The organism is Tunturiibacter gelidiferens (assembly GCF_013410115.1).
Classification (GTDB): Bacteria; Acidobacteriota; Terriglobia; order Terriglobales; family Acidobacteriaceae; genus Edaphobacter; species Edaphobacter gelidiferens.
The window spans coordinates 2,729,323-2,750,498 of record NZ_JACCCV010000001.1; the positions used below are offsets into that span (position 1 = coordinate 2,729,323).

At 60.2% G+C, this 21,176-nt stretch carries 21 protein-coding genes; 7 read left to right on the forward strand and 14 right to left on the reverse strand.

All coding sequences use genetic code 11. The features are described from left to right. Nucleotides 1-24 precede the first annotated feature (24 nt). The 5 genes from HDF12_RS11465 to HDF12_RS11485 form a co-directional block, all read right to left on the reverse strand. Nucleotides 25-1,731: a methyl-accepting chemotaxis protein gene (locus HDF12_RS11465; RefSeq protein WP_179582981.1), complete on the reverse strand. Its 1,707-nt coding sequence runs from the start codon at nucleotides 1,729-1,731 to the stop codon at nucleotides 25-27. 102 nt (nucleotides 1,732-1,833) lie between these two features. Next, the gene (locus tag HDF12_RS11470) at nucleotides 1,834-2,169 is read right to left on the reverse strand and encodes an energy transducer TonB (protein WP_179582982.1); all 336 of its coding nucleotides are present in this window, start codon (nucleotides 2,167-2,169) and stop codon (nucleotides 1,834-1,836) included. A 160-nt stretch (nucleotides 2,170-2,329) separates the two neighbouring features. Then, complete coding sequence (locus tag HDF12_RS11475) at nucleotides 2,330-2,947, reverse strand: class IV adenylate cyclase (RefSeq protein ID WP_179582983.1); 618 nt, start codon at nucleotides 2,945-2,947, stop codon at nucleotides 2,330-2,332. 39 nt (nucleotides 2,948-2,986) lie between these two features. After that, nucleotides 2,987-4,018 (reverse strand): L-threonylcarbamoyladenylate synthase, encoded by a 1,032-nt coding sequence (locus HDF12_RS11480; RefSeq protein WP_179582984.1) that lies wholly within the window; start codon nucleotides 4,016-4,018, stop codon nucleotides 2,987-2,989. After that, nucleotides 4,015-5,169 (reverse strand): DNA polymerase III subunit, encoded by a 1,155-nt coding sequence (locus HDF12_RS11485; RefSeq protein WP_348641539.1) that lies wholly within the window; start codon nucleotides 5,167-5,169, stop codon nucleotides 4,015-4,017. The genes HDF12_RS11480 and HDF12_RS11485 overlap by 4 nt, the downstream gene beginning before the upstream one ends. Before the next feature lie 423 nt (nucleotides 5,170-5,592). On the opposite strand from HDF12_RS11485, the gene HDF12_RS11490 reads away from it, so the two are divergent. Next, the gene (locus HDF12_RS11490) at nucleotides 5,593-6,909 is read left to right on the forward strand and encodes a carbohydrate porin (RefSeq protein ID WP_373563896.1); all 1,317 of its coding nucleotides are present in this window, start codon (nucleotides 5,593-5,595) and stop codon (nucleotides 6,907-6,909) included. A gap of 123 nt (nucleotides 6,910-7,032) precedes the next feature. Here HDF12_RS11490 and HDF12_RS11495 read toward each other — a convergent pair whose 3' ends face one another. Beyond that, a complete protein-coding gene (locus HDF12_RS11495) occupies nucleotides 7,033-7,797 on the reverse strand; it encodes a CAP domain-containing protein (protein WP_179582985.1) in 765 nt (254 codons plus the stop codon). 88 nt (nucleotides 7,798-7,885) lie between these two features. Here HDF12_RS11495 and HDF12_RS11500 point away from each other — a divergent pair, with 88 nt between their 5' ends. Next, entirely contained in the window at nucleotides 7,886-8,311 is a 426-nt protein-coding gene (locus HDF12_RS11500) for a TOBE domain-containing protein (protein ID WP_179582987.1), read from the forward strand. Between the two features lie 107 nt (nucleotides 8,312-8,418). Here the strand turns inward: HDF12_RS11500 and HDF12_RS11505 are convergent, their stop codons facing one another. Together HDF12_RS11505 and tmk are read right to left on the reverse strand one after the other, a co-directional pair. After that, on the reverse strand, nucleotides 8,419-9,894 hold the full coding sequence (locus tag HDF12_RS11505) for a cytochrome P450 (RefSeq protein ID WP_179582989.1): 1,476 nt from the start codon (nucleotides 9,892-9,894) through the stop codon (nucleotides 8,419-8,421). Nucleotides 9,895-10,202: 308 nt separating this feature from the next. After that, the gene (tmk, locus tag HDF12_RS11510) at nucleotides 10,203-10,877 is read right to left on the reverse strand and encodes a dTMP kinase (RefSeq protein WP_179582991.1); all 675 of its coding nucleotides are present in this window, start codon (nucleotides 10,875-10,877) and stop codon (nucleotides 10,203-10,205) included. Nucleotides 10,878-10,990: 113 nt separating this feature from the next. Between tmk and HDF12_RS11515 the strand changes: the two genes are divergently transcribed. Further along, on the forward strand, nucleotides 10,991-11,143 hold the full coding sequence (locus tag HDF12_RS11515; RefSeq protein ID WP_179582993.1) for a hypothetical protein: 153 nt from the start codon (nucleotides 10,991-10,993) through the stop codon (nucleotides 11,141-11,143). 266 nt (nucleotides 11,144-11,409) lie between these two features. Here the strand turns inward: HDF12_RS11515 and HDF12_RS11520 are convergent, their stop codons facing one another. Continuing rightward, nucleotides 11,410-11,766 (reverse strand): hypothetical protein, encoded by a 357-nt coding sequence (locus HDF12_RS11520; protein WP_179582995.1) that lies wholly within the window; start codon nucleotides 11,764-11,766, stop codon nucleotides 11,410-11,412. A gap of 19 nt (nucleotides 11,767-11,785) precedes the next feature. Between HDF12_RS11520 and HDF12_RS11525 the strand changes: the two genes are divergently transcribed. After that, complete coding sequence (locus HDF12_RS11525) at nucleotides 11,786-12,658, forward strand: alpha/beta hydrolase family protein (RefSeq protein WP_179582997.1); 873 nt, start codon at nucleotides 11,786-11,788, stop codon at nucleotides 12,656-12,658. A 447-nt stretch (nucleotides 12,659-13,105) separates the two neighbouring features. Here HDF12_RS11525 and HDF12_RS11530 read toward each other — a convergent pair whose 3' ends face one another. From HDF12_RS11530 to HDF12_RS11540, 3 genes are read right to left on the reverse strand one after another with little or no spacing between them, the layout of a single operon-like run. Further along, the gene (locus HDF12_RS11530) at nucleotides 13,106-13,942 is read right to left on the reverse strand and encodes a response regulator (protein ID WP_179582999.1); all 837 of its coding nucleotides are present in this window, start codon (nucleotides 13,940-13,942) and stop codon (nucleotides 13,106-13,108) included. Nucleotides 13,943-13,999: 57 nt separating this feature from the next. Next, nucleotides 14,000-15,016: a UDP-3-O-(3-hydroxymyristoyl)glucosamine N-acyltransferase gene (gene lpxD, locus HDF12_RS11535; protein WP_179583001.1), complete on the reverse strand. Its 1,017-nt coding sequence runs from the start codon at nucleotides 15,014-15,016 to the stop codon at nucleotides 14,000-14,002. A gap of 45 nt (nucleotides 15,017-15,061) precedes the next feature. After that, nucleotides 15,062-15,601, reverse strand: coding sequence for a DUF6982 domain-containing protein (locus HDF12_RS11540; protein ID WP_179583003.1), 540 nt, complete (start codon nucleotides 15,599-15,601; stop codon nucleotides 15,062-15,064). A 216-nt stretch (nucleotides 15,602-15,817) separates the two neighbouring features. On the opposite strand from HDF12_RS11540, the gene HDF12_RS11545 reads away from it, so the two are divergent. Further along, nucleotides 15,818-17,722 carry a CCA tRNA nucleotidyltransferase gene (locus tag HDF12_RS11545; protein WP_179583005.1) on the forward strand — a complete coding sequence of 635 codons (1,905 nt, stop codon included), beginning with the start codon at nucleotides 15,818-15,820 and terminating at the stop codon, nucleotides 17,720-17,722. Nucleotides 17,723-18,268: 546 nt separating this feature from the next. After that, nucleotides 18,269-18,859 (forward strand): NADPH-dependent FMN reductase, encoded by a 591-nt coding sequence (locus HDF12_RS11550; RefSeq protein ID WP_179583006.1) that lies wholly within the window; start codon nucleotides 18,269-18,271, stop codon nucleotides 18,857-18,859. A 102-nt stretch (nucleotides 18,860-18,961) separates the two neighbouring features. On the opposite strand, the gene HDF12_RS11555 is transcribed toward HDF12_RS11550, so the two are convergent. Further along, nucleotides 18,962-19,789 carry an isocitrate lyase/PEP mutase family protein gene (locus HDF12_RS11555; RefSeq protein ID WP_179583007.1) on the reverse strand — a complete coding sequence of 276 codons (828 nt, stop codon included), beginning with the start codon at nucleotides 19,787-19,789 and terminating at the stop codon, nucleotides 18,962-18,964. A gap of 14 nt (nucleotides 19,790-19,803) precedes the next feature. Here HDF12_RS11555 and HDF12_RS11560 point away from each other — a divergent pair, with 14 nt between their 5' ends. After that, the gene (locus HDF12_RS11560) at nucleotides 19,804-20,100 is read left to right on the forward strand and encodes a hypothetical protein (protein ID WP_179583008.1); all 297 of its coding nucleotides are present in this window, start codon (nucleotides 19,804-19,806) and stop codon (nucleotides 20,098-20,100) included. A gap of 301 nt (nucleotides 20,101-20,401) precedes the next feature. Here the strand turns inward: HDF12_RS11560 and HDF12_RS11565 are convergent, their stop codons facing one another. Next, complete coding sequence (locus HDF12_RS11565) at nucleotides 20,402-21,175, reverse strand: cytochrome c oxidase subunit 3 (RefSeq protein WP_179583009.1); 774 nt, start codon at nucleotides 21,173-21,175, stop codon at nucleotides 20,402-20,404. Between the last annotated feature and the right edge of the window lies 1 nt (nucleotide 21,176).

Below are 21,176 nucleotides of genomic sequence, written 5' to 3' on the forward strand. Positions count from 1 at the left end.
TTTGTTTAGAGAGTGATGGTTTGGTTATGCGTGTTGGAAGGTGGCGTGACGCTCGGGGGAGTTTCCGACGCGAACCAACCTTGAGTCGGGTGCTGTGCTGAGGCTGAAGCGCTCGACCTGCTGCTCGAGCGTCACGGCGGTGGTGCGGAGTGATTCGATTCCGGCTGCGGTGGTGGCCATCTCGGTGAGATTTTCGTGGCTCAGGGAGTGGATGGAGTGCAGGCTGGCGCTGGACTGGTCCGCTGCGGCGGTCTGCTGGGAGGCGGCTATTGCGATCTGGGCGATCATGCGATCGACACGCTCGGCCATGCCGATGATGCGCTCGAGGGCTTCGCCTGCCTGGTTGGTGGTGATGACACCCTGCTGAACCGTTCCGGTGCCGCTCTCCATGCTGGCGATGGCGGTGAGGGTGCGGTCCTGAATGCCTTGAATCATGCTGGCGATCTCGCCGGTGGCCTGCGCGGTGGATTCGGCGAGACGGCGAACCTCTCCGGCGACTACAGCGAATCCGCGGCCCTGATCTCCTGCGCGAGCAGCCTCGATGGCTGCGTTGAGGGCGAGGAGGTTTGTCTTGCGGGCGATCTCATCGATGACGGTGACGATCTGCGAGATGCGGCGCGAGTCGTCGCCGAGGAGGCCGACGGTTGCGGAGGTGTCGCTGACGGCGGTGGCGATGGAGTGCATGCTGCCGAGGACCTGCTTGACGATGGTGCCGCCTTCGCGGGCGGTCTCGGCGGCGCTGCGGGCGGTTTCGGCGGCGGACTGCGTGTGGCGGGAGACCTCGGCGATGGAGGCGGACATCTCCTGCATCGCAGTGGCGGCCTGCTGGGTTTGCTGACTCTGCTGGTCCATGCGGCGATGGATCTGGTCGCTGGCCGAGCCCATGGTGGCGGCGCTGCCGGTGATGGTGGAGACGGTCTGAGCGAGGGTGCCGATGATGCCGGCTAGATTGGACTGCATCTTCTGGACGGCGTTGGCGAGGGCGCCGGTCTGGTCGGTGGTGTCCAGGACCAGAGGCTGTCCGCTGAGGTCGCCGGCGGCGATGGCATCGGCACGGTGCATGACCATGTTCAGGGCGTAGGTGATCTTGCGAGCCAGATAGACAGATACCGAGATGCCGATGAGAGAGGCGATGATGGTGCCGAGCCAGAGGATGATGAGGGTGAAGTGATTGGCTTCGCGGAGGTGCGCCTGCTCCTCGTTGGCGAGGCGGGTTTGCGACTGGGCGATCTCGGTGATGTTGGAGAAGAGGGTGTTTTCGAGTGGCAGAATCTGGTTCTGCAGGGTGTCGTAGGCTGCGGCCGAACCCTGTGGGGTCTTCGATTCGTTCAGGGTTTCGACCTTCTCTTCGAGGGTCTTGAGTGCTGCGAGGTCGGTGTCGAGGGCGATGAGCCGCGGGGCATCGGAGCCCAGGTCGAAGTGCGAGGTCTGCTGGTGGAGTTGGGCCAGCGAGGCCTCGGCCTGCTCGAACTCTTTGCGCCGGGCGTTGCGGTAGGTAGCCGAAGCGTTCGCGTCGATGCCGAAGAGCATGTAGGACTCAAGCAGACGAACGGTGTCTGTGAAGTGGGAGCGGATGTCGCGACTGGACATGATGACGGGGATGCGGTTCTCCGTGACCATGTTCGAGAGAGCGTTGGCCTCGTCGATGTAACGGTGAGCGATACATGCGCTGAGAACGGTCGTGGCGACGATAGCGCCAGTCATCAGGAACATCTTCGACTGCAGTTGCATGAGGACCTCGGAGCAAAGTTGAAGGGAGGATTATTTTCAGGGTTAAGTGTCACCGCCAGGATTAATCCCGACGGTGGTTTCGGTCGCGATGAAGTTTTTGGTCTACTGTCCGTCGATGTTGAAGTTCACTTCAATCTCCGATTCGGAGGCCTCCGGGTTCGGAGCAAAGCGCCAGTGCGTGACGGCGTCTTGTGCGGCGGGAGCGAGGAGAGCGTGGCCTGACTCTACCTTGGTGCCTGAAACAGTGCCGTCAGCTTTGATGGAGACGAGAAGGATGACCTTGCCGCCGACGTGCATACGGCGCGCCAGTTCCGGGTAGGCCGGGGATGTGCGGGAGACGATTGCGCGGTGAACATCGCCTGCGAAGGCAGTGCCAACGCAGAGGGCAACGCTTCCGGCAAGAAGAAGGGGGCGCGAATAGCGAAGTGGGATTGCCAAGGAAAACCTCCGGGTACAGAGGTTGTATCGGCGGAGACGGGAGAGGCTTTAGCAATTTCCCTGTTGCTGTGGGGCGGAGGATTTACCGCAGTGCCGTTTTCCTTGATAGAAAACGGCCATGAATGCATTGGCTCACCTGTACACCCACAGGGAAATGGCTTTAGCGGAGGGAGAGTACGGGAGAGGTGATTTCGGCGAAGGTGAGGTGTTCGGCGGGGCTGGCGGTGCGCTGTTTCCAGTCGAGGAAGAGCTTGCCGTAGCTGTCGGTGAGGCAGGTGGCCGGGTCTATGTTGAGTGCGGCGAGGGTCTGGTCGATCCACGCGGTGGGGCCCTCGAGTTCGGCGTAGGTGCCGATGGGGGTCTCGTCGATGACGAGATGGGCAAGAGTGTTGGGGTCGAGGCCTGCGGAGTGCGACCACTCGGTGCGGTACTTTTCGTAGATGAAGGCTGGAAGGTAGCCCATCTGCTTGAAGATTTCGGCCATGGCCTCGCATTCGGCCACGATGGTTTCGGTCTCGACGCGAATCTTGTAGCGGGTGCTGTCGACGGGGTCCTGCTGGTCGGGGAGACGCTTGTGAGTGACGGTGCAGAGAGTGCCGTACTTGCGGAGACGCAGGATCTGTTTGCGGGCGCGAAGGTCGCGGTTGGGAGTGTCGTAGAGGGTGTTGTGCTCGAAGGTGCGTGGGGTGACGAGATGAAAGCCAAGTTGGGAGAGGCGGGTCTGGAGAGCTTCTGGATCAGGGACGGGAAACTTTAGTTCGATCTCAGAGTTCTGCATGGATGAAGTATACGGCTGACGCGGTGCAAAACGAGGACTCTACTTTGCTCTTGCGGCTTTTTTCAGGCGGTCGCGGATGGCGAGGCCGAGGCCTTCGGGTTTGGGCATGGGGCAGAGGATGATGGCTACGCCGCGGGAGTCCAGTTCGCGCAGGCCGACGAAGAGAGTTTGAGCGAGGGCCGTGGGGTCTTCGATGGAGTTCCAGGGGAAGACTTCTAACGAGGTGGTTGTGATGGTCCACCCTTGAGGGAGCATCACGCCGATGCGGTCCTTGGTTGTTGCGTGGGTGGCTGCGAGTTGTGATTTTAGATCGGCTTCGCTGTCGACCAGGATGAGGCGGGCGCGGGGGGCGTAGTGGCGGATGCCGACGCCGGGGGAGGGTTGGCTTTGAGGTTCGGAGGGTGTCTGGTGTGGCGGCTGATAGATGGTGACTGGGCCGGCGATGGGTTCGAGCATTGCGGGGGTGATGGCTCCGGGACGGTAGAGGATCATCGGGGATTGGTTGGGATCGAGAACGGTGGATTCGACGCCGACCGTGGTTGCGCCACCGTCGAGCACTGCGTCGATGCGGTGGTCGAGATCCTGAAGGACGTGAGCTGCGGTGGTGGGGCTGATGCGGCCGAAGCGGTTGGCGCTGGGGGCGGCGAGGGGAAGGCCTGCGGCTTCGATGAGCGCGTGCGCGAGGGGATGGGCCGGCATGCGGACACCTACGAGAGAACGACCGGCGGTTACTGCGTCTGAGATTTTTTCTGTGCGCGGGAGGAGGAGGGTGAGGGGGCCGGGCCAGAAGGCTTCGATGAGGAGCTCTGCCTGCGCCGATACGGTGGCTACTTCGTCGAGCATGGTGCGGTTGCTGACGTGGACGATGAGGGGGTCCCAGTGGGGGCGGTCTTTGGCGAGGAAGATGCGCTCGACTGCTGCGGCGTCTAGTGCGTTGGCTCCGAGACCGTATACGGTTTCAGTGGGAAAGGCTACGGTGCCGCCGTTGCGGAGGATCTCGGCTGCGCGGGTGATGTCCTGTGGGCTCGAGGTCAGGCGCTCGGTTGTTCGGGTCGGGACGGGATGGTTCATCTTGCGGCGAGTTGTCCGGCGAAGGCGTCGAGGGAGAGGCTGCGGAGGAGGTTGCGGCGCATACCGCTTTGCACTTGGTCGAGGCCGCGGGAGGCGGATTCGATCCAGGCGAAGTTGAGGGTGGAGCTTAGGCGGTCGAGTTCGGGGCGCAGATCGGTGTTGCGGAGAAGTTCTGGTGTGCCGGCGCCGAGGAGGAGGAGATCTTCGAGGAGGAGGGAGAGGCTGCGGAGGAGGGCTGTGGTTTTTTGCTGGCCTTCGGCTCCGGCGCGGTAGGTTTCGGTCATCTTGAAGAGGGCGGTGTGGTCGGGTTCGGCGGAACCACTGCTGGAGGCGGCGGCGTTGCGGAGGAAGAGGAGTGCGTCGGCGCGGGAGGCGGTGTAGGCCTCGAGGTCGAATCCGAGGGCCTTGCCGGCGGCTCCCTGGGCGAGGCGCGCGATGAGGGTGCGCTGCTTTGGCGGCACGTCGGGGCGGCGGTCGGTGAGGAGCATCTCGATCTCTTCGACTGGAAGCGCACCGAGGCGTACGGTGGCGCAGCGGGAGCGGATGGTGGGGAGGAGTTCGCCGGGATTCTCGGCGAGGATGATGATGTGGACCGTCTCGGGCGGCTCCTCGAGGACCTTGAGGAGGGAGTTGGCGGCTTCCTTCATCATGTTTGCGGCGGTGAGGATGAAGATCTTGCGCGGGGCCTCGTTGGGGAGGTAGTGGGAGCGCTGGATGACGGTGCGGATCTGGCCGAGTTTGATGAGGAGCTGCGGGGGGTCTGGTGGAACGATGAGGACGTCTGGGTGTGGCTGGACCAGGATGCGGGTGTCTTTTTTGTCGACCTCGCGGAGCTCTTCACGGGCGGCTACGGCTTTGTCGATCTCGTCTTCGAGGGTGGCCGCAGAGGCGATGCGGGTGCAGTTGTGGCAGACGCCGCAGAAGCTGGCGAGTGATTGACCGTTGGACCAGAGATCGCGGGGCTGGCGCTGGCACTCGACGGCCATGGCGAGCATGAGGGCGAGGGTGTACTTTCCTGCTCCGCTGGGGCCGGCGAGGATGAGGGAGTGGGGGAGACGGCCGGCGGCGATGGCGGTGCGGAGGTGTTCGATGGCGGTGCTGTTGCCGAGGAAGTCGTTGAAGGTCGCGGGTAGAGCGATTTGTGCTGTCACGTCTTGCTGACTCCTCTTCGGCTTCGTTCGGTACGGTCTTCGTACTACCACCCGGGGGGTACTGATTTGGTGCTAAAGTCTTCCATCGAGGAAGGTTAAGTCTGGACTTTCCTCTTGACTATCCCAGAGAGGAAGCTTTGGGTTCCAAGTTCTTTTGAGAAATCTCTTCTGCCTCTATGATACGCGTTTGAAGAGGGGTAGTACGCCAAACCGGGAACGCTCTAAAAGGTGCGTCGTTAGCGGGTTTTGTGCTGTGTCTGAAGATTTGGGGGCTTGACAGAATCTTCCGCTTCGGGGGAAAGACGCTATGGCGGCGTTGCGCTGTCAGCACGAACATTGATGACGCCAACGGTGTTGATTGCGCATCAGTTTTAGTTCAGGACAAGTTTAGTTCAGGACAAGGGAACTTCGGCAAGGAGTGGCGTGGACGTCAGGAAGCACGTAAGAGAGGCCGTTACGTTGGTCCTGATGGGAGCTTCCACTGCTCTTGTGGGGCAGAATACCGAGCCGGTGAGGCCGGGAGCGACGTCGGAGACCAGCCAATATCAGCCTCAGGCGGAACCGGCTGTTGTGAGACCGCTGCCAAAGTTTGCGCAGATGCTGGACTCTGCTTCGGCAGCTTTAGGAAAGGTGCCGGCGGATCCTCTTTTGGAGACCGATCCGCTTGGCTTCGCTACGAGAGCGGCTGACAAGGGGAGTCGTTGGCTGGAAGGCGTTGCGCGGCTCAGATTCGGAGCGACGTATACGTTTCTGAATCAGTATGCGACGGTGATTCCTGATACCGCGACGCGACATGACCAGTTGAGCGGGCGGCTGGACTTTACCGGGAACTGGGTCGTGTATGACAACGAGAGCACGGCCGGTTCGATTGGACTGCTGGTGCGCTCGGGTACGAATATCGGGATGAGTCAACAGTTCAACCTGAGCGACCAGATGGGGTCGGGAATCTTTTTGAACTGCCTGCAGGGTGGTGGTGCGCAGCGGCCGATCAGCGTGAACATTCTGTATTGGCGGCAGGATTTTATGAACAAGCGGCTGTCGTTTTATGTGGGCAAGATTCATCCGAATCAGTACGTCAGCCTGAGTTTTTACAACAATGATGAGAGAACGCAGTTTTTGAATGGAGAGAACGACGGCAACCTGGCGGTTGCTTCCGATGGGACCTATGCGGGCGGCGGAGCGGTTGATCTCCAGATTACGCACCATCTTTACATGCACGCTCTGGCAATCGATACGATAGGTTCGCAGCAGACTGGCATTGGGACGCTCGCGGACAAGAAGTATCTGGAGGGTGTGGAGTTCGGATGGTTTGATGGCGCGCCCGGCTCTCGGTATCTGAATGTGCGCGTTGGGGTGTGGCGTGACGATACGAAGAATCTGGGAAGCGGACATGGTGTAGGGATCGGCTTCGATCGTGAGTTTTCGAGTGGCTGGGCACCGTTTGGACGGTATGGCTTTGCGACCGAGACGGGAACGTCGATCAGACAGACCGACACGCTGGGACTGACGAACGTTCGTCCGTTTGGGCGAAGGGGCGATATGTTTGGTGCGGCGTTCAACTATATCCAGCCGAACCATACGGGGAGACGGCATGAGAGTCTCTTCGAGACGTTTTATCGGCTGCGGCTGACGAAGAGTATTGAGGTGGGCCCCGACATGCAAGTTTCGATTCACCCGATGTATGCCGCGAAGGCGTATACGAGTGTGCTGCTGAATGCGAGGATGCGGATTATCTTTTGAGCTTGAGTTCGCCCTGCGCGGGCAGCGGTCACTTCGTGACTTGTATACCCCTTCGGTTGGCGCTCCCGTTGGTCGCGATTCGATAGCTGGGGTAGACGTTCGGTATCTAACTCACCAGCGGCTCTAATAGAGTAGGACGGCTACGTTGTAGGTGGTGAACTGTGGGTTGGGTTGTTTGCTGCCGCAGACTCCTACTTCGGCTGAGGTGTATTGGCCAGTGGCGATTGCGCGCAGGAGAGCGTCGGGCAGCAGGGTGGGATCGGGGCCGTCCCACTGTACGACGAGCTTGGGAGAGCCTGCTGCGCGGGTGGGCATGGTGCAGGTTTGACGCGCGTCGGCGTTGGATGGAGCGGGGGCGATGCCGTGGGATTGGAGGGTCTGAGATACGCGTCTTTCGAGGCCGTCGTAAGACTGGACGGGAGCGCTGTGAGAGAACTCCTCGACGGCGGTGAAGAGGCCGTTGTCTGCGATGACGGCGACTCCCAGTGCGTTGAGGTTGGGGTCGAGGATGTTGGCGCGGTGGGTGGGTGTGCTCATCCAGGTTTGATGGAGGGTGGCGGGGTCGGGGCCGCGGCCGATGTTTTCGGCGATGGTGGTGAAGTGCGCTCCGGCCTGAGCGCCGCGAGTGGTCATGTCGGGCTCGCCTGGATATTGATGCTGTAACTCGCCTTGCTCGTGCACGACTCGCTGGGCGTGGACTCTGGCGGCGTGGGCGAGGTCGCTGTCCCAGTGGACGGGAGGAAGATTGTGAGCGGCTCGAGTCTGATTGGTCAGTTGGAGGATAGTCTGCTCGGCGCGGGAGGGGAGGGTTTGAGCGATAGCGGGAGATGCTGCGAGGGACAGAGCAGAGAGGAGGAAGAGACTTCGTGCGTGGCTTGCTTTTTGCATGTGTTTGTTGGAACCCCTGGTGTTGGGAAAGTTGGCTGCGTGCGCCGGGCTTTCTCAGTTGAGTACGATGGTGATGAGGAGAATGTACATGAAGACAAGTGCGCGGAATACTCTGGCGGGAACGATCAGCCGGATCACGAAGGGTGCGGTGAACTCCGAGGTTTTGCTGGCGACAGCGGGTGGCGATGAGATAGCCGCGATCATTACGAATGGCAGCGTGGATGCCATGGGGTTGAAAGAGGGGATGAAGGCTTATGCGCTGGTGAAGGCTAGCTGGATCATTCTGGGGAAGGATTTGGATAAGGGGAAGATCAGCACGCGGAATATTCTGCGTGGTGTGGTGGAGAGCATTCATGAGGGCAGCGTGAATGATGAGGTTTCGATCAGGCTACCGGGCGGAGAGAAGTTGACGGGCGTGATTACTGATGGGAGTGTGCATCGTTTAGAGTTGCATTTGGGTGAGCCGATTTGTGCCGCGTTCAAGGCTTCCAGTGTGATTGTTGCGGTGGATTGATTGCTTGTCCTGCCGGACGGGCTCCCTGCGCGGGACGCGGTCACTTCGTGACTTTTGTACCGGTCTTGGGTGAGGAAGGACCTTGGGGTCCTCCCGTTGGTCGGGAGTTAGCGGGGGATTAGCTGCATCATGAGCGGATCGCGGGGGCGCAGGGTGATCTTGGCCTGGACCTGGGGGGGCGCGGAGCCGAGGTAGGTCATGCGCCAGCGCTGGGCGAGAGTGGCGATGCTGAAGACGCCCTCCATCCAGGCGAAGCTCTCGCCGATGCATTGGCGACTGCCTCCGCCGAAGGGGAAGTAGGCGAACTTTGCGCGAGCGGCTTTATTCTCCGGGGTGAAGCGGTCGGGGTCGAAGCGGAGTGGGTCGGGGAAGTATTGCGGGTCGCGGCCCATGATGTATTGGCTGAAGAAGAAGTGCGCGCCGGAGGGGATGGTGTAGGGGCCGAGGGTGACGGGTTTGGTGGACATGCGGCCCATCGCCCAGGCGGGCGGATAGAGGCGCATGGATTCGGCGAAGACCTGTTCGGTGTAACGGAGGGCAGGGTAGTCGGCTAGCGTGGGGAGGCGTTGAGTGGGGCCGGTGCCCAGGACGGCGTCCAGTTCGGCGTGGAGTTTGGCTTCGATGGCGGGGTTCTGGCTGAGGAGGTACCACGTCCAGGCGAGGCCGTTGGCTACGGTTTCGTAGCCGGCGAGGAAGATGGTGAGGACTTCGTCACGGACCTGCTCGTCGGACATGCCGGTTTGCTGGGTGGGGTCGTCGGACTCGTATTTGCTGGCTAGGAGCATGGAGAGGAGGTCGCCTCCCGTCTTTTCTTCGCCGCCGGATTCGGCCTGGACTGCGGCTTCTCTGTGCTCTCGGATGAGGCGGTCGACTACTGCGTCGAGGCGAGCTTTGGAGCGGCGAAACTTCATGATGCCGGGGATGGGCAGGTGGAGGAAGGATTCGATTTTGGGGAAGGCGACGATGAAGTTGTAGAGGTCCATGATGGTGTTGACCTCGTCGTTGATGCTGCGGATGTCGGCGGTGACCTCGGTGTTGAAGAGGGTGCGGGCGACGATCTCGAGTGAGAGCTTCATGCTGGCGGCGGCGATGTCGATCGGTTGGCCGGAGGGCATTTCTCTCTGCCAAGTTTGGCGCTGGTGGGCGGCACAGGCCACGATCTGGTCGCCGTATGCAGCGATGCGCTGGCGATGGAAGGCGGGTGCGGCGATCTTGCGCTGACGCATGTGGATGGGATCGTCGGAGGTGATGAGGCCTTCGCCGAGGAGGAGTTTCATGCGGCGAACGGTTCGCTCTTTGACGAAGCTGGTGGCCTGGGTGACGAGGATCTCGCGGATGTATTCGGGGTCGTTGATGAAGACGATGGGTGTGCCCAGGAAGCGGTAGCAGGCTATGTTGCCGTAAGTCTTGAGGAGGTGCTCGAAGAGGAGGATGGGGCTGCCGAGTTTGACCCAGGGCTTGAAGGCGTAGAAGGGAAGGGAGTGCTTGAGGCCTGGGGGCATGCGACCCGCGTTGCTGACTGAAGATGCGACGGATGGGGCGGGTTCTGGGGGAGCTTCGAGGGTGGGGGGAGGGGTGGTCATGGTGTCGTCTTAGGTGGCTTTGCCTTAACTGCCTTAGAAACTGTCCTGCCGGACGGGCCTCCTACGCGGAGGGCGGGCGTTCGCACGCCTTTTTACTGCTTCGCCCGGTCCTCCCGTTGGTCGGAGGAGAAGTTGATTCCGACTAACGGGAGGACCGGCGCCGATAACCTACCAAGACACGATATACGCGTCACGAAGTGACCGCTCCGCGCGTAGCGGGCCTGTCCGGCAGGACAGCTTCTTAGACGAGGAGAACATACTTCGGGTGGGCGCGGTGGGCGGCGTTGACGCGGTGGAAAGAAGCGGGATCAGGCTTCGGTGGCGTCGAGTCGGGAGAGGACGATGTTGCGAATGATCTCTTCGATGTGGTCGATGGAGGAGTCTTCGCGGATGGTGGCGACGCGTTGAGGTTCGCGGGCGGCGATCTCTTCGTACTTGTTGTAGATGCGGCGATAAAAATCGTCGGGTTCGCGTTCGAAGCGGTTTTCGTCGGTGCCTTGCTTTTCGACGTGGCGCTGATTGCGGCGGCGGGCGCGGCGAAGGGAGGATTCCAATGATGGGAGGAGGAGGAGGGTGAGGTCGGGCTGGAGGTTGTCGCAGGCGGCGGCGTGCATGGCGAGGATGCGTTCGCTGCCGAGCTGACGGCCTCCGCCCTGATAGGCCTCGGAGGAGTCGGTGTAGCGGTCGCAGAGGACGAGGGAGCCGGCGGCGAGGGCAGGGAGGATGACCTCTGCGATGGACTGGGCGCGGTCGGCGAACATGAGGGCCATCTCGGCTGCGGGGGCGATGGGGCCGAGTGCGGCTTCGGAGCGGGAGTCGAGCAGGATGCTGCGGATGCGGTCGCCGAGGGCGGTGCCTCCGGGCTGGCGGAGGGTGATGACGGTGTGGCCTTCGGACTCAAGTGAGGTAGCGAGGCGGCGGAGCTGGGTGGTCTTTCCGGAGCCGTCGAGGCCCTCGAAGGTGATGAAATATCCGCGGGGCATGGTCTTCAGCTTACCGCAGATGAGGAAGATGGAATCTTAGCGAGAAGGCAGGTGCGGCGGGTAAGAGAACGCTGCGGCTGTTGCGCGCCTGCCCTGTAAGCGGCGAGGTTGAGATGCTTATCGTTATTTTTCTTGTCGCGGTCGTCCCACTCTTAGCAGTGGGAGGGGTGTTTGCTTTTATGGCTAAGGATCAGAAGCGCAAAGGACAGAGCGGTACTGTTAGAGCCGGAGAGATTACGCAAGGACGGGCATCGGGGCTGGACTAGCAGCAAAGTGGCTGTGCGAGTTCTTGCCAGTGCTGATTGGGAAAGCCTATGATGTTGCGCGCTGCGGAAAGTGAGTGCAGCAGAGGGCCCCGACGTATGATGATGGTCGTGATTTTTGCAATGGTGTTTGTGCTTCTGGCATTGGGTTTGGTGATTACTTTGATGATTCGGTCTCACGGTCGCCAGTTTCATCGTGGATCTTTGAAGGCCGGGAGTGGGACACACGGAGTGAAGTGAGCCTGCCGGGCTCGAACGGATGATGGGATCTACCTGGCGCTGGTGACGGTGGGCGCGGGTTGCCAGGTGACCCCGATGGTCGTAATGGCGATGGCCAGAGAGCCTTCTGCTCCTTCTTTGAGGAAGGGGCCGTCGGACTTGTGTTCCTGGTGGGCGCTGTCGGTGTAGAGGAGCTTGGTAGGGCCGGAGCCGAGGACCTTGAAGCGATAGTGGAAGTCGGCGCCGGGGGCGAGGTTTTGCGTGCCGAAGCTGGCGCTGGGGTAGTCGATTTCGAGGAGCTCGATGGGCTGGCCGGTGCGATTGCTGACTGTGGTCTCGACGTAGGGGGAGTGGCATCCGGTGGCGGTGAGGCTGGCGAGAAGGGCGAGCGCGAGCAGGGAACGCATAAGGTTCAAGGGTATCAGGGTGGATGGTGACCGCCGTTTTGCACCAACTCTGATTCTGCAAAAATCTGATTTTGCCAAAAAGATGGTTATCCTTTTGGCAGATGGAGATTCCAGAAAACTCATGAATAGCAAACGGAAACTACCTTTCTGCACCGTCTTTGGGTTGGCGGTTTTGTATTTAAGCGTTTGCAAATCTTCTCTCTCACAGTCTGCTCCAGTGTCAGTAGCGACGAGTAGAGATGGAAGATTCAAGTATGAGATCTTTGGAAAAGATGACCCTGGGAAGCCGCTATTGATTCTTCTTCATGGCGCGAGCGGGCCAAGTGTGGGGTTCTATCGCGAGCAAGCCGAGTATTTCTCGAGCAACGGCTATACCGTCTTTCTACCTCATTATTTTGATGCGACAAAGTCCAGCGATCCGACAATGGACAATTATCATGCCTGGGTGAACGTAGTGAAGACGCTGCTCAGCGAGCAGAGAGCACCTACCGGATCCGCTCACAGAAAATCAGTATTGGTTGGCTATTCTCTTGGTGCATCGGTCGCCGTGGCGGCGGGCTCTGAAGAGGTACCAGTAGATGCGATTGCTGAATGGTACGGGAGCCTTCCGGATGATTTCTTTTACCATCTGCAGGGGATGCCACCACTTCTAATCCTTCATGGCGAGCGCGACTATAACATTCCCGTTGAGAACGCCCAGCAACTTATAAAGCTCTGTGGAATAAAACAGTTTCAGTGCGAAAGCCATATCTATCCTGATCAGGGTCATGGATTCTCGGGAGCAGCGTTGAAGGACGCGGATTCAAGAACACTGTCGTTTTTCTCTCGTTCTGTACAACGTGAAGAGGCTCAGAATGACAACGGAAAAAGCAGGAAAATGCAAAACCGCTGAGGCAAAGGCGAAATACGGGGGTTTTGACGGATACCGCGGCATGAATCGGTTCGCTGCAACTTAGAGCTGTGGCTGCAATCCACTGCGTCGCGCGATGAGACTGCGCGACTTTGGTCGAGATGACGCGTCACGCGGGTTGACCAAGTGTGCTTAGGGGCGCCGATTGTTTTGGTGGGGAGAACGAACGATGCAAAAGCAGATCCCTGCGGGATGACAACAAATGAACGGACAACTGCAAAGGCAAAGGCGAAATGCGGGGGTCTTGACGGGTACCCAGCATGAATCGGTTCGCTGCAACTGAGAGCTGTGGCCGCGATCCACTGCGTCGCGCGATGAGACTGCGCGACTTCGGTCGAGATGACGCGCCATCAGGCAACAGCAGATCCCTACGGGATGACAACAAAAAGAAAACGGACAACTGCCGAGGCAAAGACAAGCAAAACTGTTTTAGAGGAAGGGTAGGAGCTCGGAGGTTCGGGTCGGAGGCTTGTCGAGGATGCGGGCGGTGAGGACGGCTCCGGAGCGGTTGTCGTGAAGGGTGATGGGGAAGGCGAGGACGCTCCAGGTGAGTTGCGGCTCCTGCGGGCGGGGCTGAGCGAGCAGGCCGCGATGGGTGCGATCGATGTAGGTTTCGCGAGTGAGACAGACGGTCTGGAGGACGTCGCTCCAGTCGCGCATGAAGGGACGCATCTCCTGAAAGACACTGCGGCCGATGAACCACTCACGCGGTTGGCCGAGGTATTCGGCGACGCTGTCGTTGCAGTACTGCCAGACGCCCTTTTCGTCGAAGATCTGGACGAGGACGTCGGAGCCGATGGCCATGGCGATGCGGGAGTAGAAGAAGTCGCGGGCGTCGACGACGACGGGTGCGCCGCGGCGCTTCGCTTCGAGAGAGCTGAGGGCGTCGAGAAGATCTTCGACTGAGCTGTGGCCCTTGAGGAGATGCATGTCTTCGACACCGCCGAAGTAGCGGTCGATGGTTGCCGAGAGGATGATGATGGGGACGTGAGGGCGGCGGCGGCGGAGGAGAGCTGCTACCTCGGTGCCGAACTGACCTGCTCCGAGATGATAGTCGAGGACGGCGATGTCGATGTTGTTGAAGAGGTCGGTGGCCTCTTCGATGGTGGAGGCGGGGACGCACTCGTAGCCGTGCTGCCGCAGTATGGCGGAGCGGAGATGGAGATTGGTGGGCTCGTCATCGAGCAAAAGAACGCGAACGGGTTGGGCTGTGGTGCTTTGCATCTCGGTGGAGCCGCTGCGGAGACTTTCAGGAGGTTCCATCATGTCGTACCCCCAAGTACCTCTATGAGTTATATACGACGAGGGTCACCGCATGAATGGTTATTTTAGTTTCGACTTTATGTCGCGTAGTAGTTCGGGAAGTCGATTGAAGAGCGCGACGGAACGAAGCCACTGCCGGTTGTCGATGGCGGGATAGCCGCTGACGACCTTTCCGGGGGCTACATCGTTGGGAATTCCGCTTTGGGCTGTCGCGATGGCTCCGTCGCCGATGGTGCAGTGTCCAGCGACGCCGACCTGGCCGGCGAGGATGACGTTTTTGCCGATGATGGTGGAACCGGCGAGGCCAACCTGGGCGCAGAGGAGAGTGTCTTCGCCTACGGTTGAGCCATGGCCAACCTGGACGAGATTGTCGATCTTGGCTCCGGCGTGGACGCGGGTTTCGCCGATGGAGGCGCGGTCGATGCAGGCGTTGGCCTGGACTTCGACGTTGTCTTCGAGGATGGCGGGGCCGGATTGGAGGATCTTGTACCAGCTGCCGTCGGATTGGCGGGCGAAGCCGAAGCCGTCGGCCCCTACGATGGCACCGTTCTGGAGGGTGACGTTGTCGCCTAGCTGGCAGTGTTCGCGAACGATGGCGTGGGCGTGGGCGAAGAAGTTGTCGCCGATGCCGGCGTGGGGGTAGAGGACGACGTGGGGGAGGATGATGGCGTTGTCACCAATGGTGACGTGCTCGCCGATGACGGCGTAGGCGCCGATGTGGGCGTTGGCTCCGATCTGCGCGGTAGGCGCGATGGCTGCGGTGGGGTCGATGCCGGGGGCGTAGGTGGGCGGCTGATAGAAGAGTTCGATGGCGCGCGCAAAGGCCAGGTAGGGGTTTTTGAGGCGGAGGGTGGCGGCAGGGATCTCAGGGAAGTCGGGTTCGACGAGGACGGCGGTTGCCTTTGTGGTGTGGGCGAGGGAGGCGTACTTCGGGTTGGCGACGAAGGCGAGGGCACCGGGAGTGGCGGTCTCGATGCCGGCTACCTGGGTGATTCGGGCGGCAGGATCGCCGTGCAGGGTGGCGCCGAGATGATCGGCCAGGGCGGCGAGAGTTACCGATTTCGGACTGGATTGCATGGGGTGGATTGTAATGGACGAGACAACGAAGGGTCTGTGATGGAGCTAGTTGGGGCGGCTGTTGGGTGGGATGAGGTTGGTAAAGAGGTCTTCCTGCAGGCTGGGGACTGAAGAGGCAGGGAGGGGTTTGCGGCGCGACGGGCTGGTGATGACGGCAAGAAGCTGGAGGTCGGTGATGGAGGTGCGGGGGACGAAGATGCGCTGTGTGTTGGAGCGGACGTCGGGTGGGGTGAGCTGGAGGCCGGTGTCGTTGATGAGGTCGTCGGCGAGGGTGAGGTCGATGGGAGCGAGGCCCTCGAGGAGGTCGCCGGAGCGGAAGGTGAGGCGGAGCCAAAGGCCTTCGGTGCGAGGCTTTGCGAGGAAGGTGCGGCGGGTGAGGCGTTCGGGGTTGGCCGTGTCGTTGAGGTTGTAGTCGCGGACGTAGCAGATGTGCTTTATGTCGTTGATGGCGAGGGAGATGACACGACCGCTGAGGTCGAGGAGGTCGATGGCGCGGTTACGCGTGAAGCCGGAGAGCGGCAGATAGCCGGGGAGAGTATCTCCTGTGAAGCGGCGGACGATGACCTTCTTGTGCGCGGAGGACATAAGGACTCGCGGATTGTCGCATACCAAGGGTTAGAGCAACGAAAAAGGTGCAACCGGAGTAGTCAATTCGCTAATGCTGTGTTACATTGGCCTTTTGCGTTTACCTGTGCTCACCATTATAAACGCTTGATTCGTCGGAGCTTAGCCTGCATTGGATAGGGCTTCGATGGGTTGCGGCGGTCCGGTTTGAACCGGCTTGGAGTAAAAGTACCAGTTATGGCCGACTACATCTACCTGCTCGAAAATCGTCTCTCTCAAGCGCAGCGTGACTCGCTGCTGGCAGTGCGTGAAGTGGCTCGCGCTAAAGGACTTACCGTGTTTCTGGTGGGCGGCGCGGTGCGGGACATGACCAGTGGATCGCCGGTGCGGGATCTGGATGTAGTGGTTCAGGGGAATGCTCTCAAACTGAAGAAGGATATAGAGAAAGCCCACGGCGTCATCACTGGGGAGTCAGAGTCTGGACAGGCGCTGTTTGTTCGGTTTCCTGGTGGTGTGAGGATGGAGATTGGCAGCACTTTGACGGTGACTTATCCGAAGCCGGGTAAGCCGGTGGTCAAGGCTGCAACGATTCTGGACGATCTGCGGCGGCGCGACTTCACGGCCAATGCGATGGCGCTTTCGCTGAATGACGGATCGTATGGCTTGTTGATGGATCCTTTGAATGGGGTGGCGGACATCGAGAATCGTGAGTTGCGGCTGGTGAGCAACTATGGGTTCATCGAAGATCCGGTGAGGATGATCCGGGCGGCAAGGTTGATGGCGCGGCTGGGCTGGCAGATGGATGAGAAGACCCAGGCGCGTTACGAGACGGGCAAGCAGGAGGGGTACATCTCGGCGATGGGGGAGTTTCATCGCGGGTATGAGACCGAGGAGATCTTCCATGAGGAGGATCCACTGCGGGTGTTGCGCAAGCTTGAGGCTGAGGGCTGGATGAAGGATCTGTTCCCGGCGTTGTCGTCGGCCAAGGCGAATGTGACAGAGTTGGAGAAGCTGCGGGATGTGCAGTCGCAGTTGCAGATGCAGGGAGTTCATCCCGAGGCGGCGGTGGCGAACTTCCCGTACCTGACGGCGAAGATGTCTCCGAAGGAAGTGGCGGCTCTGAAGAAGAGCTTTGCGCGGCAGGGGTTCGTGCATGAGATCGAGGCGCTGGAGGACGAGGCGAAGGCGTTTGCAGCGGAGTTCTCGGGCAAGGGCGCGGCTACGCCTTCGCAGGCGTGGAAGCTGCTGCACTCGGCTAAGCCGGAGTCGATTTTGTGGGTGGCGCACACCTCGAAGAATGCCGGAGTTCAAAATAAGTTCAAGGGGTTCTTTACGGAGTGGTCGCAGGCGAAGCAGAGGCTGCCTTACGCGTTGATGCAGGAGATGCGGATTGTTCCTGAGCTGCCGGGGTATGGCGAACTGTTGGACAAACTCTTCTTCGAGCTGATGGATGGCAAGCTGGGAACGGTTGAGGAGATGAAGGCTTACCTCGAGCCGTACTCTCCGCCGGCTCCGCCGCCTCCGGTTCATCTGCGCAGACCGCGGGTGGCGAAGAAGGATGCGAAGCCTGCCAAGAGCCGCAAGAAAGCCGCTGCCGGTGAAGAAGGCGGTGAGAGTGCGGAGGCGTTGGCCGCTTCGGATACGAGTGAGGTTCAGGCGATCGCTCCCGTGCCTGCGAAGAGTGTTGCTGCGAAGAGCGGAGCTGCAGGGAAGGTTGCCGCGCCAGTGAAGGCAGTTGCGAAGAAGGTTGAAGAGCCGAAGAAGACTCCCGTCACGAAGGCGGCTGCTGCTCCGGCGAAGGGCAAGGCTGTTGCCAAGGCGCCGGTGAAGGTTGCGGCCAAGGGCGTGGTTGCGAAAGCTTCGGCGAAGAAGGCACCCGCGAAGACGACTAGCAAGACTCCGGCGAAGAAGGCTGTCAAGGCTGTGGCAAAGAAGGCTCCAGTAAAGGCCGCGGCTAAGAAAGCTCCCGCGAAGCCGGTGAAGAAGGCGCCAGCGAAGAGCCCTGCCAAGAAGACTGCGCCTGCCAAAAAGCCAGCAGCTGCGAAGAAGGTGGCGGCGAAGGCTGCTCCGGCGAAGAAGAGTGCGGTGAAGCATGCTCCGGCGAAGAAGGCAGTGAAGGTGGCTCCGAAGAAACGCCGGTAACGGGTTTCTGGTCCTGTGGATACATCTATGCTGAATCTTCTTTAGACGGAGGTTCGGAGACCTTTTGGCGGAAATGGTCGGAGGGTTGTGATGGGTGGAGACCTTCGGGATCCTTCGCTGCGCTCAGGATGACAGCAGAGAGCGGAACGATGACAGGCGAGGCATGGGACGATGACCTGCCGCGGTGTGGAAGGTTCGGGAGTCTTAGGCGGAAAGGTTCGGAGTGTTGTGACCGGGTGGAGACTTTCGGGATCCTTCGCTGCGCTCAGGATGACAGCAGAGAGCGTTGACAATGGCGGCCGCGGCGTGTGGCAATCGCCGGACACGGCGTGGACGATGATCTGCCGCGGCACGGGACGTTGCGCCGGCAGAGACTTGGGGCGGTGAACGGTTGCGGCGTGACGGAAGAGCAGCGGCGGGCTCGGAGCGACAAGCTATGGGGAAGGCAGAGGCATGTGGGTTTGGCCAGAGTTTGATCTCGAAATTTTGATCACTGTTAGCTCTTCGTAGCGTGTGGACGCATCTCACGGGGTCGAGGTGGTTTTCATGGTGGTTGCGGTGTTGCTGGGATCGGTGCGTCGTGATCGAATGGGCGATCGTGCCGCGAAGTGGGTTATCAGGGAGTTGGAGAAGCGAGGGCATGAGGCCGTGCTGGTCGATGCTGCGGAGTTGAAGTTGCCTTTGCTGGACAAGATGTGGAAGGAAGTTAAGAAGGATCCTCCGGCGAAGTATGAGAAGTTGCGGGAGAAGCTGGCTCCGTTGGCGAAGCTGTATGCGCGGGCCGATGGTTTTTGCATCGTGAGTGCGGAGTATAACCACTCCGTTCCGCCGGGAATCACCAATCTGATCGATCATTTTCTGGAGGAGTATTACTTCCGGCCTTCTGCGATTGTGTGCTATTCGGCCAGCCAATATGGTGGAGTGCGCGCGGCGATGCAGCTGAGGGCGTTGCTTCCTGAGGTTGGGATGCCGTCGATTCCTTCGCTGCAGCCGATTCCCTCGATTGGAAGTGCTCTGAGCGCAGATGGAGTTGCGCTGACGCAGGAGCTGGCGGAGAAGAGTGGGAAGTTTTTTGATGAGTTTGAGTGGTATATGCGGGCGATGAAGGCGGAGCGGGCGAAGGGTGTCCCGGATTAGTGTCCAGGCGAAATTTTCAGATTTAATCCGTCGCCTTTTTTCGCGGTCGATCTCCAATGATGCGCCAGGAGACTTGGACGGATTCGTGAGGTTCGATGTCGACTATCTCTTTTGGCTGGTCATGTAACTGGTGACCTCGGAGGTCGGGATAGCGTCGGCTGCGAACTTGAAGGTTCCGTGATCTTTTACTTCGCGCGCCGCGCGCAGAAATGCTCCCAGTGCAGCGCGGGCGAAGGCGCCTCCTACGCTGATTCGCTTGACTCCTGCTGCTGCGAGCTGTTCCACGGAGAAGGTTGCGCCTCTCAGACCCATCACAACGTTGACTGGCTTGGAGACGGCGGCGCAGACCTCTCGGATCGCTTCGAGGCTGGGCAGGCCCGGTGCGTAGAGAACATCGGCACCGGCGTCGGCGAAGGCCTGCAGGCGGCGGATCGTGTCGCCAAGATCCGGTAGACCGTGAAGAAAGTTTTCGGCTCGTGCGGTGAGGAAGAATTGATGGTGGCTGGCGGCCTCGGATGCTGCTGCGATCCGCTCTATAGCCAGTTGCAGGTCGTAGATAGGATCGGTCGGATCGCCTGTTGCATCTTCGATCGATCCTCCGACGAGTCCGGATGCGGCAGCGAATCGAATGGTCTCGGCGCAGCTATCAGGAGAATGGCCGAATCCGTTCTGGAGATCGGCTGAGACGGGGAGTTCGGTGGCTTCGACGATCTCCTTTGCGTTTTGCAGAATTTTATCGCGCGTGACTTCGATCGCGGAGTCAGGATATCCGGCGGAGAAGGCGTAGCCGGCGCTGGTGGTGGCGAGGGCTTCAAAGCCTAATGCGGAGAGGATCTTTGCGGTTCCCGCATTCCATGGATTGGGAATCACGAAGGCACCGGGGCGCGCGTGGAGTTCTTGAAATGCTTTGTATTTTTGGTCGCGTGTCATTCTCGGAGTCTCCCTTGGGGAAACAATCTTGTCCAGAGGTGGGGCTAGCGATGGCGTTTGAAGAGGGCGACGGTCCCTACGAAGAGGCCGGCGGCGGTGAAAGTCATCAGGATGATCGCATGACGATACGCGGCTTGGGTTCGGGGTGGTGTCGCGGCGGTGTTGTCCTGACATTGAGTGCAGCCCTGGGCGCGGGTGGGGATGGGCATGAGGAGCATGGTTGTGACCAGGGCAATCGCTACTGGCAGGTGGTTTTTTCCTTGGGGGCGCGGTGGAGTGGCGATTTGATTCTTCGCTCTGGTAAGCGTTGATCGAAGTTGCGAACTTTTCTGTCGAGTGAAGTGCATGGTTTTAGCGACTGCGAACGTGGAAGAAGAGATCGTCGGACTGGATGAAAGGACTAGAGCAGGAATAAGACGAAAGCAAGGGCAAAAAGCAACAGCAGATCCCCTTTGGGGATGACAACTAGAAAGGCAAGGGCAACAGCAGATCCCCTTCGGGGATGACAACTAGAAAAGCGAAAGCAAGGACAAAAGCGAAATGCTGTGGTCTTCCCCTGCTGAGGCCCCGTGTTGATCGTTTGGGTCGATTGACGTGAAGGGTGCGCCGGAGTTATTGGAAGAACACGAGCAGGGTGAAGAGGAAGAGCCATAGGATGCCCATGGCGTGCCAGTACCAAGCGGCACCGTCGACCAGGATCTGGCGGGTTTCGAGCTGACGGGAGACGTAGAGGCCGGTGAAGGCGGTGATGAGGGCTGCGATGCCGAAGAAGAGATGGATCGCGTGAACGCCGGTGATGAGAAAGAAGAAGTGGCTGCTCTGATTGGTCTTGAAGAAGATGTGCTGGAGGGCGAGTTGACGCCAGGCTATCCACTGGCCGGTGAGGAAGAGGGCGCCGAGAGCGATGGTGGCGGAGAGCCAGGGAAGGGCGCGGCGGGTGATTGGTTTGCCGAGGCCAAGCCACTCGTCCATGACGTCGGTCTCGCGGAACATGTTGCGGCGGGCGAATTCTATGGTGGCGGAGCTGAGGAGAAGGACAGCGGTGTTGAGCCAGAGGATGGGCGGGATGGTGGTGGGGAGCCACTCGTTGACGTAGCGGTTGTAGGCGTCGAAGTGGCCAGTGGATTGATTGACGAAGAAAGTGCTGACGATAGCGACGAAGAACATGAGGTCGCTGGCGAGGGCGAAGAAGATGCCCATGCGATAGCGATGGAGGCGCTCGTAAGGGCCGCGGCGACCGTTTGGGCGATCGTTCCAGTTGTCGTTGTCGCCACCGCCTCCGGTGCGTTTGTCGGTTGGCGGGCGTCGGCCGGAGCCGTTGTCGTGATCTTCTACGCGGCGTTTTCGTTCTTGCTCGGTTTTATTGGGAGTGATGGTTGCCGGCATG

Bases quoted from the DNA above. Each gene is read 5' to 3' on its own strand.
- HDF12_RS11465 (WP_179582981.1), bottom strand. From the start codon at position 1,731: ATGCAACTGCAGTCGAAGATGTTCCTGATGACTGGCGCTATCGTCGCC.
- HDF12_RS11475 (WP_179582983.1), bottom strand. From the start codon at position 2,947: ATGCAGAACTCTGAGATCGAACTAAAGTTTCCCGTCCCTGATCCAGAA.
- HDF12_RS11480 (WP_179582984.1), bottom strand. From the start codon at position 4,018: ATGAACCATCCCGTCCCGACCCGAACAACCGAGCGCCTGACCTCGAGC.
- HDF12_RS11495 (WP_179582985.1), bottom strand. From the start codon at position 7,797: ATGCAAAAAGCAAGCCACGCACGAAGTCTCTTCCTCCTCTCTGCTCTG.
- HDF12_RS11500 (WP_179582987.1), top strand. From the start codon at position 7,886: ATGAAGACAAGTGCGCGGAATACTCTGGCGGGAACGATCAGCCGGATC.
- HDF12_RS11505 (WP_179582989.1), bottom strand. From the start codon at position 9,894: ATGACCACCCCTCCCCCCACCCTCGAAGCTCCCCCAGAACCCGCCCCA.
- tmk (WP_179582991.1), bottom strand. From the start codon at position 10,877: ATGCCCCGCGGATATTTCATCACCTTCGAGGGCCTCGACGGCTCCGGA.
- HDF12_RS11515 (WP_179582993.1), top strand. From the start codon at position 10,991: ATGCTTATCGTTATTTTTCTTGTCGCGGTCGTCCCACTCTTAGCAGTG.
- HDF12_RS11520 (WP_179582995.1), bottom strand. From the start codon at position 11,766: ATGCGTTCCCTGCTCGCGCTCGCCCTTCTCGCCAGCCTCACCGCCACC.
- HDF12_RS11530 (WP_179582999.1), bottom strand. From the start codon at position 13,942: ATGATGGAACCTCCTGAAAGTCTCCGCAGCGGCTCCACCGAGATGCAA.
- lpxD (WP_179583001.1), bottom strand. From the start codon at position 15,016: ATGCAATCCAGTCCGAAATCGGTAACTCTCGCCGCCCTGGCCGATCAT.
- HDF12_RS11540 (WP_179583003.1), bottom strand. From the start codon at position 15,601: ATGTCCTCCGCGCACAAGAAGGTCATCGTCCGCCGCTTCACAGGAGAT.
- HDF12_RS11545 (WP_179583005.1), top strand. From the start codon at position 15,818: ATGGCCGACTACATCTACCTGCTCGAAAATCGTCTCTCTCAAGCGCAG.
- HDF12_RS11550 (WP_179583006.1), top strand. From the start codon at position 18,269: ATGGTGGTTGCGGTGTTGCTGGGATCGGTGCGTCGTGATCGAATGGGC.
- HDF12_RS11555 (WP_179583007.1), bottom strand. From the start codon at position 19,789: ATGACACGCGACCAAAAATACAAAGCATTTCAAGAACTCCACGCGCGC.
- HDF12_RS11565 (WP_179583009.1), bottom strand. From the start codon at position 21,175: ATGCCGGCAACCATCACTCCCAATAAAACCGAGCAAGAACGAAAACGC.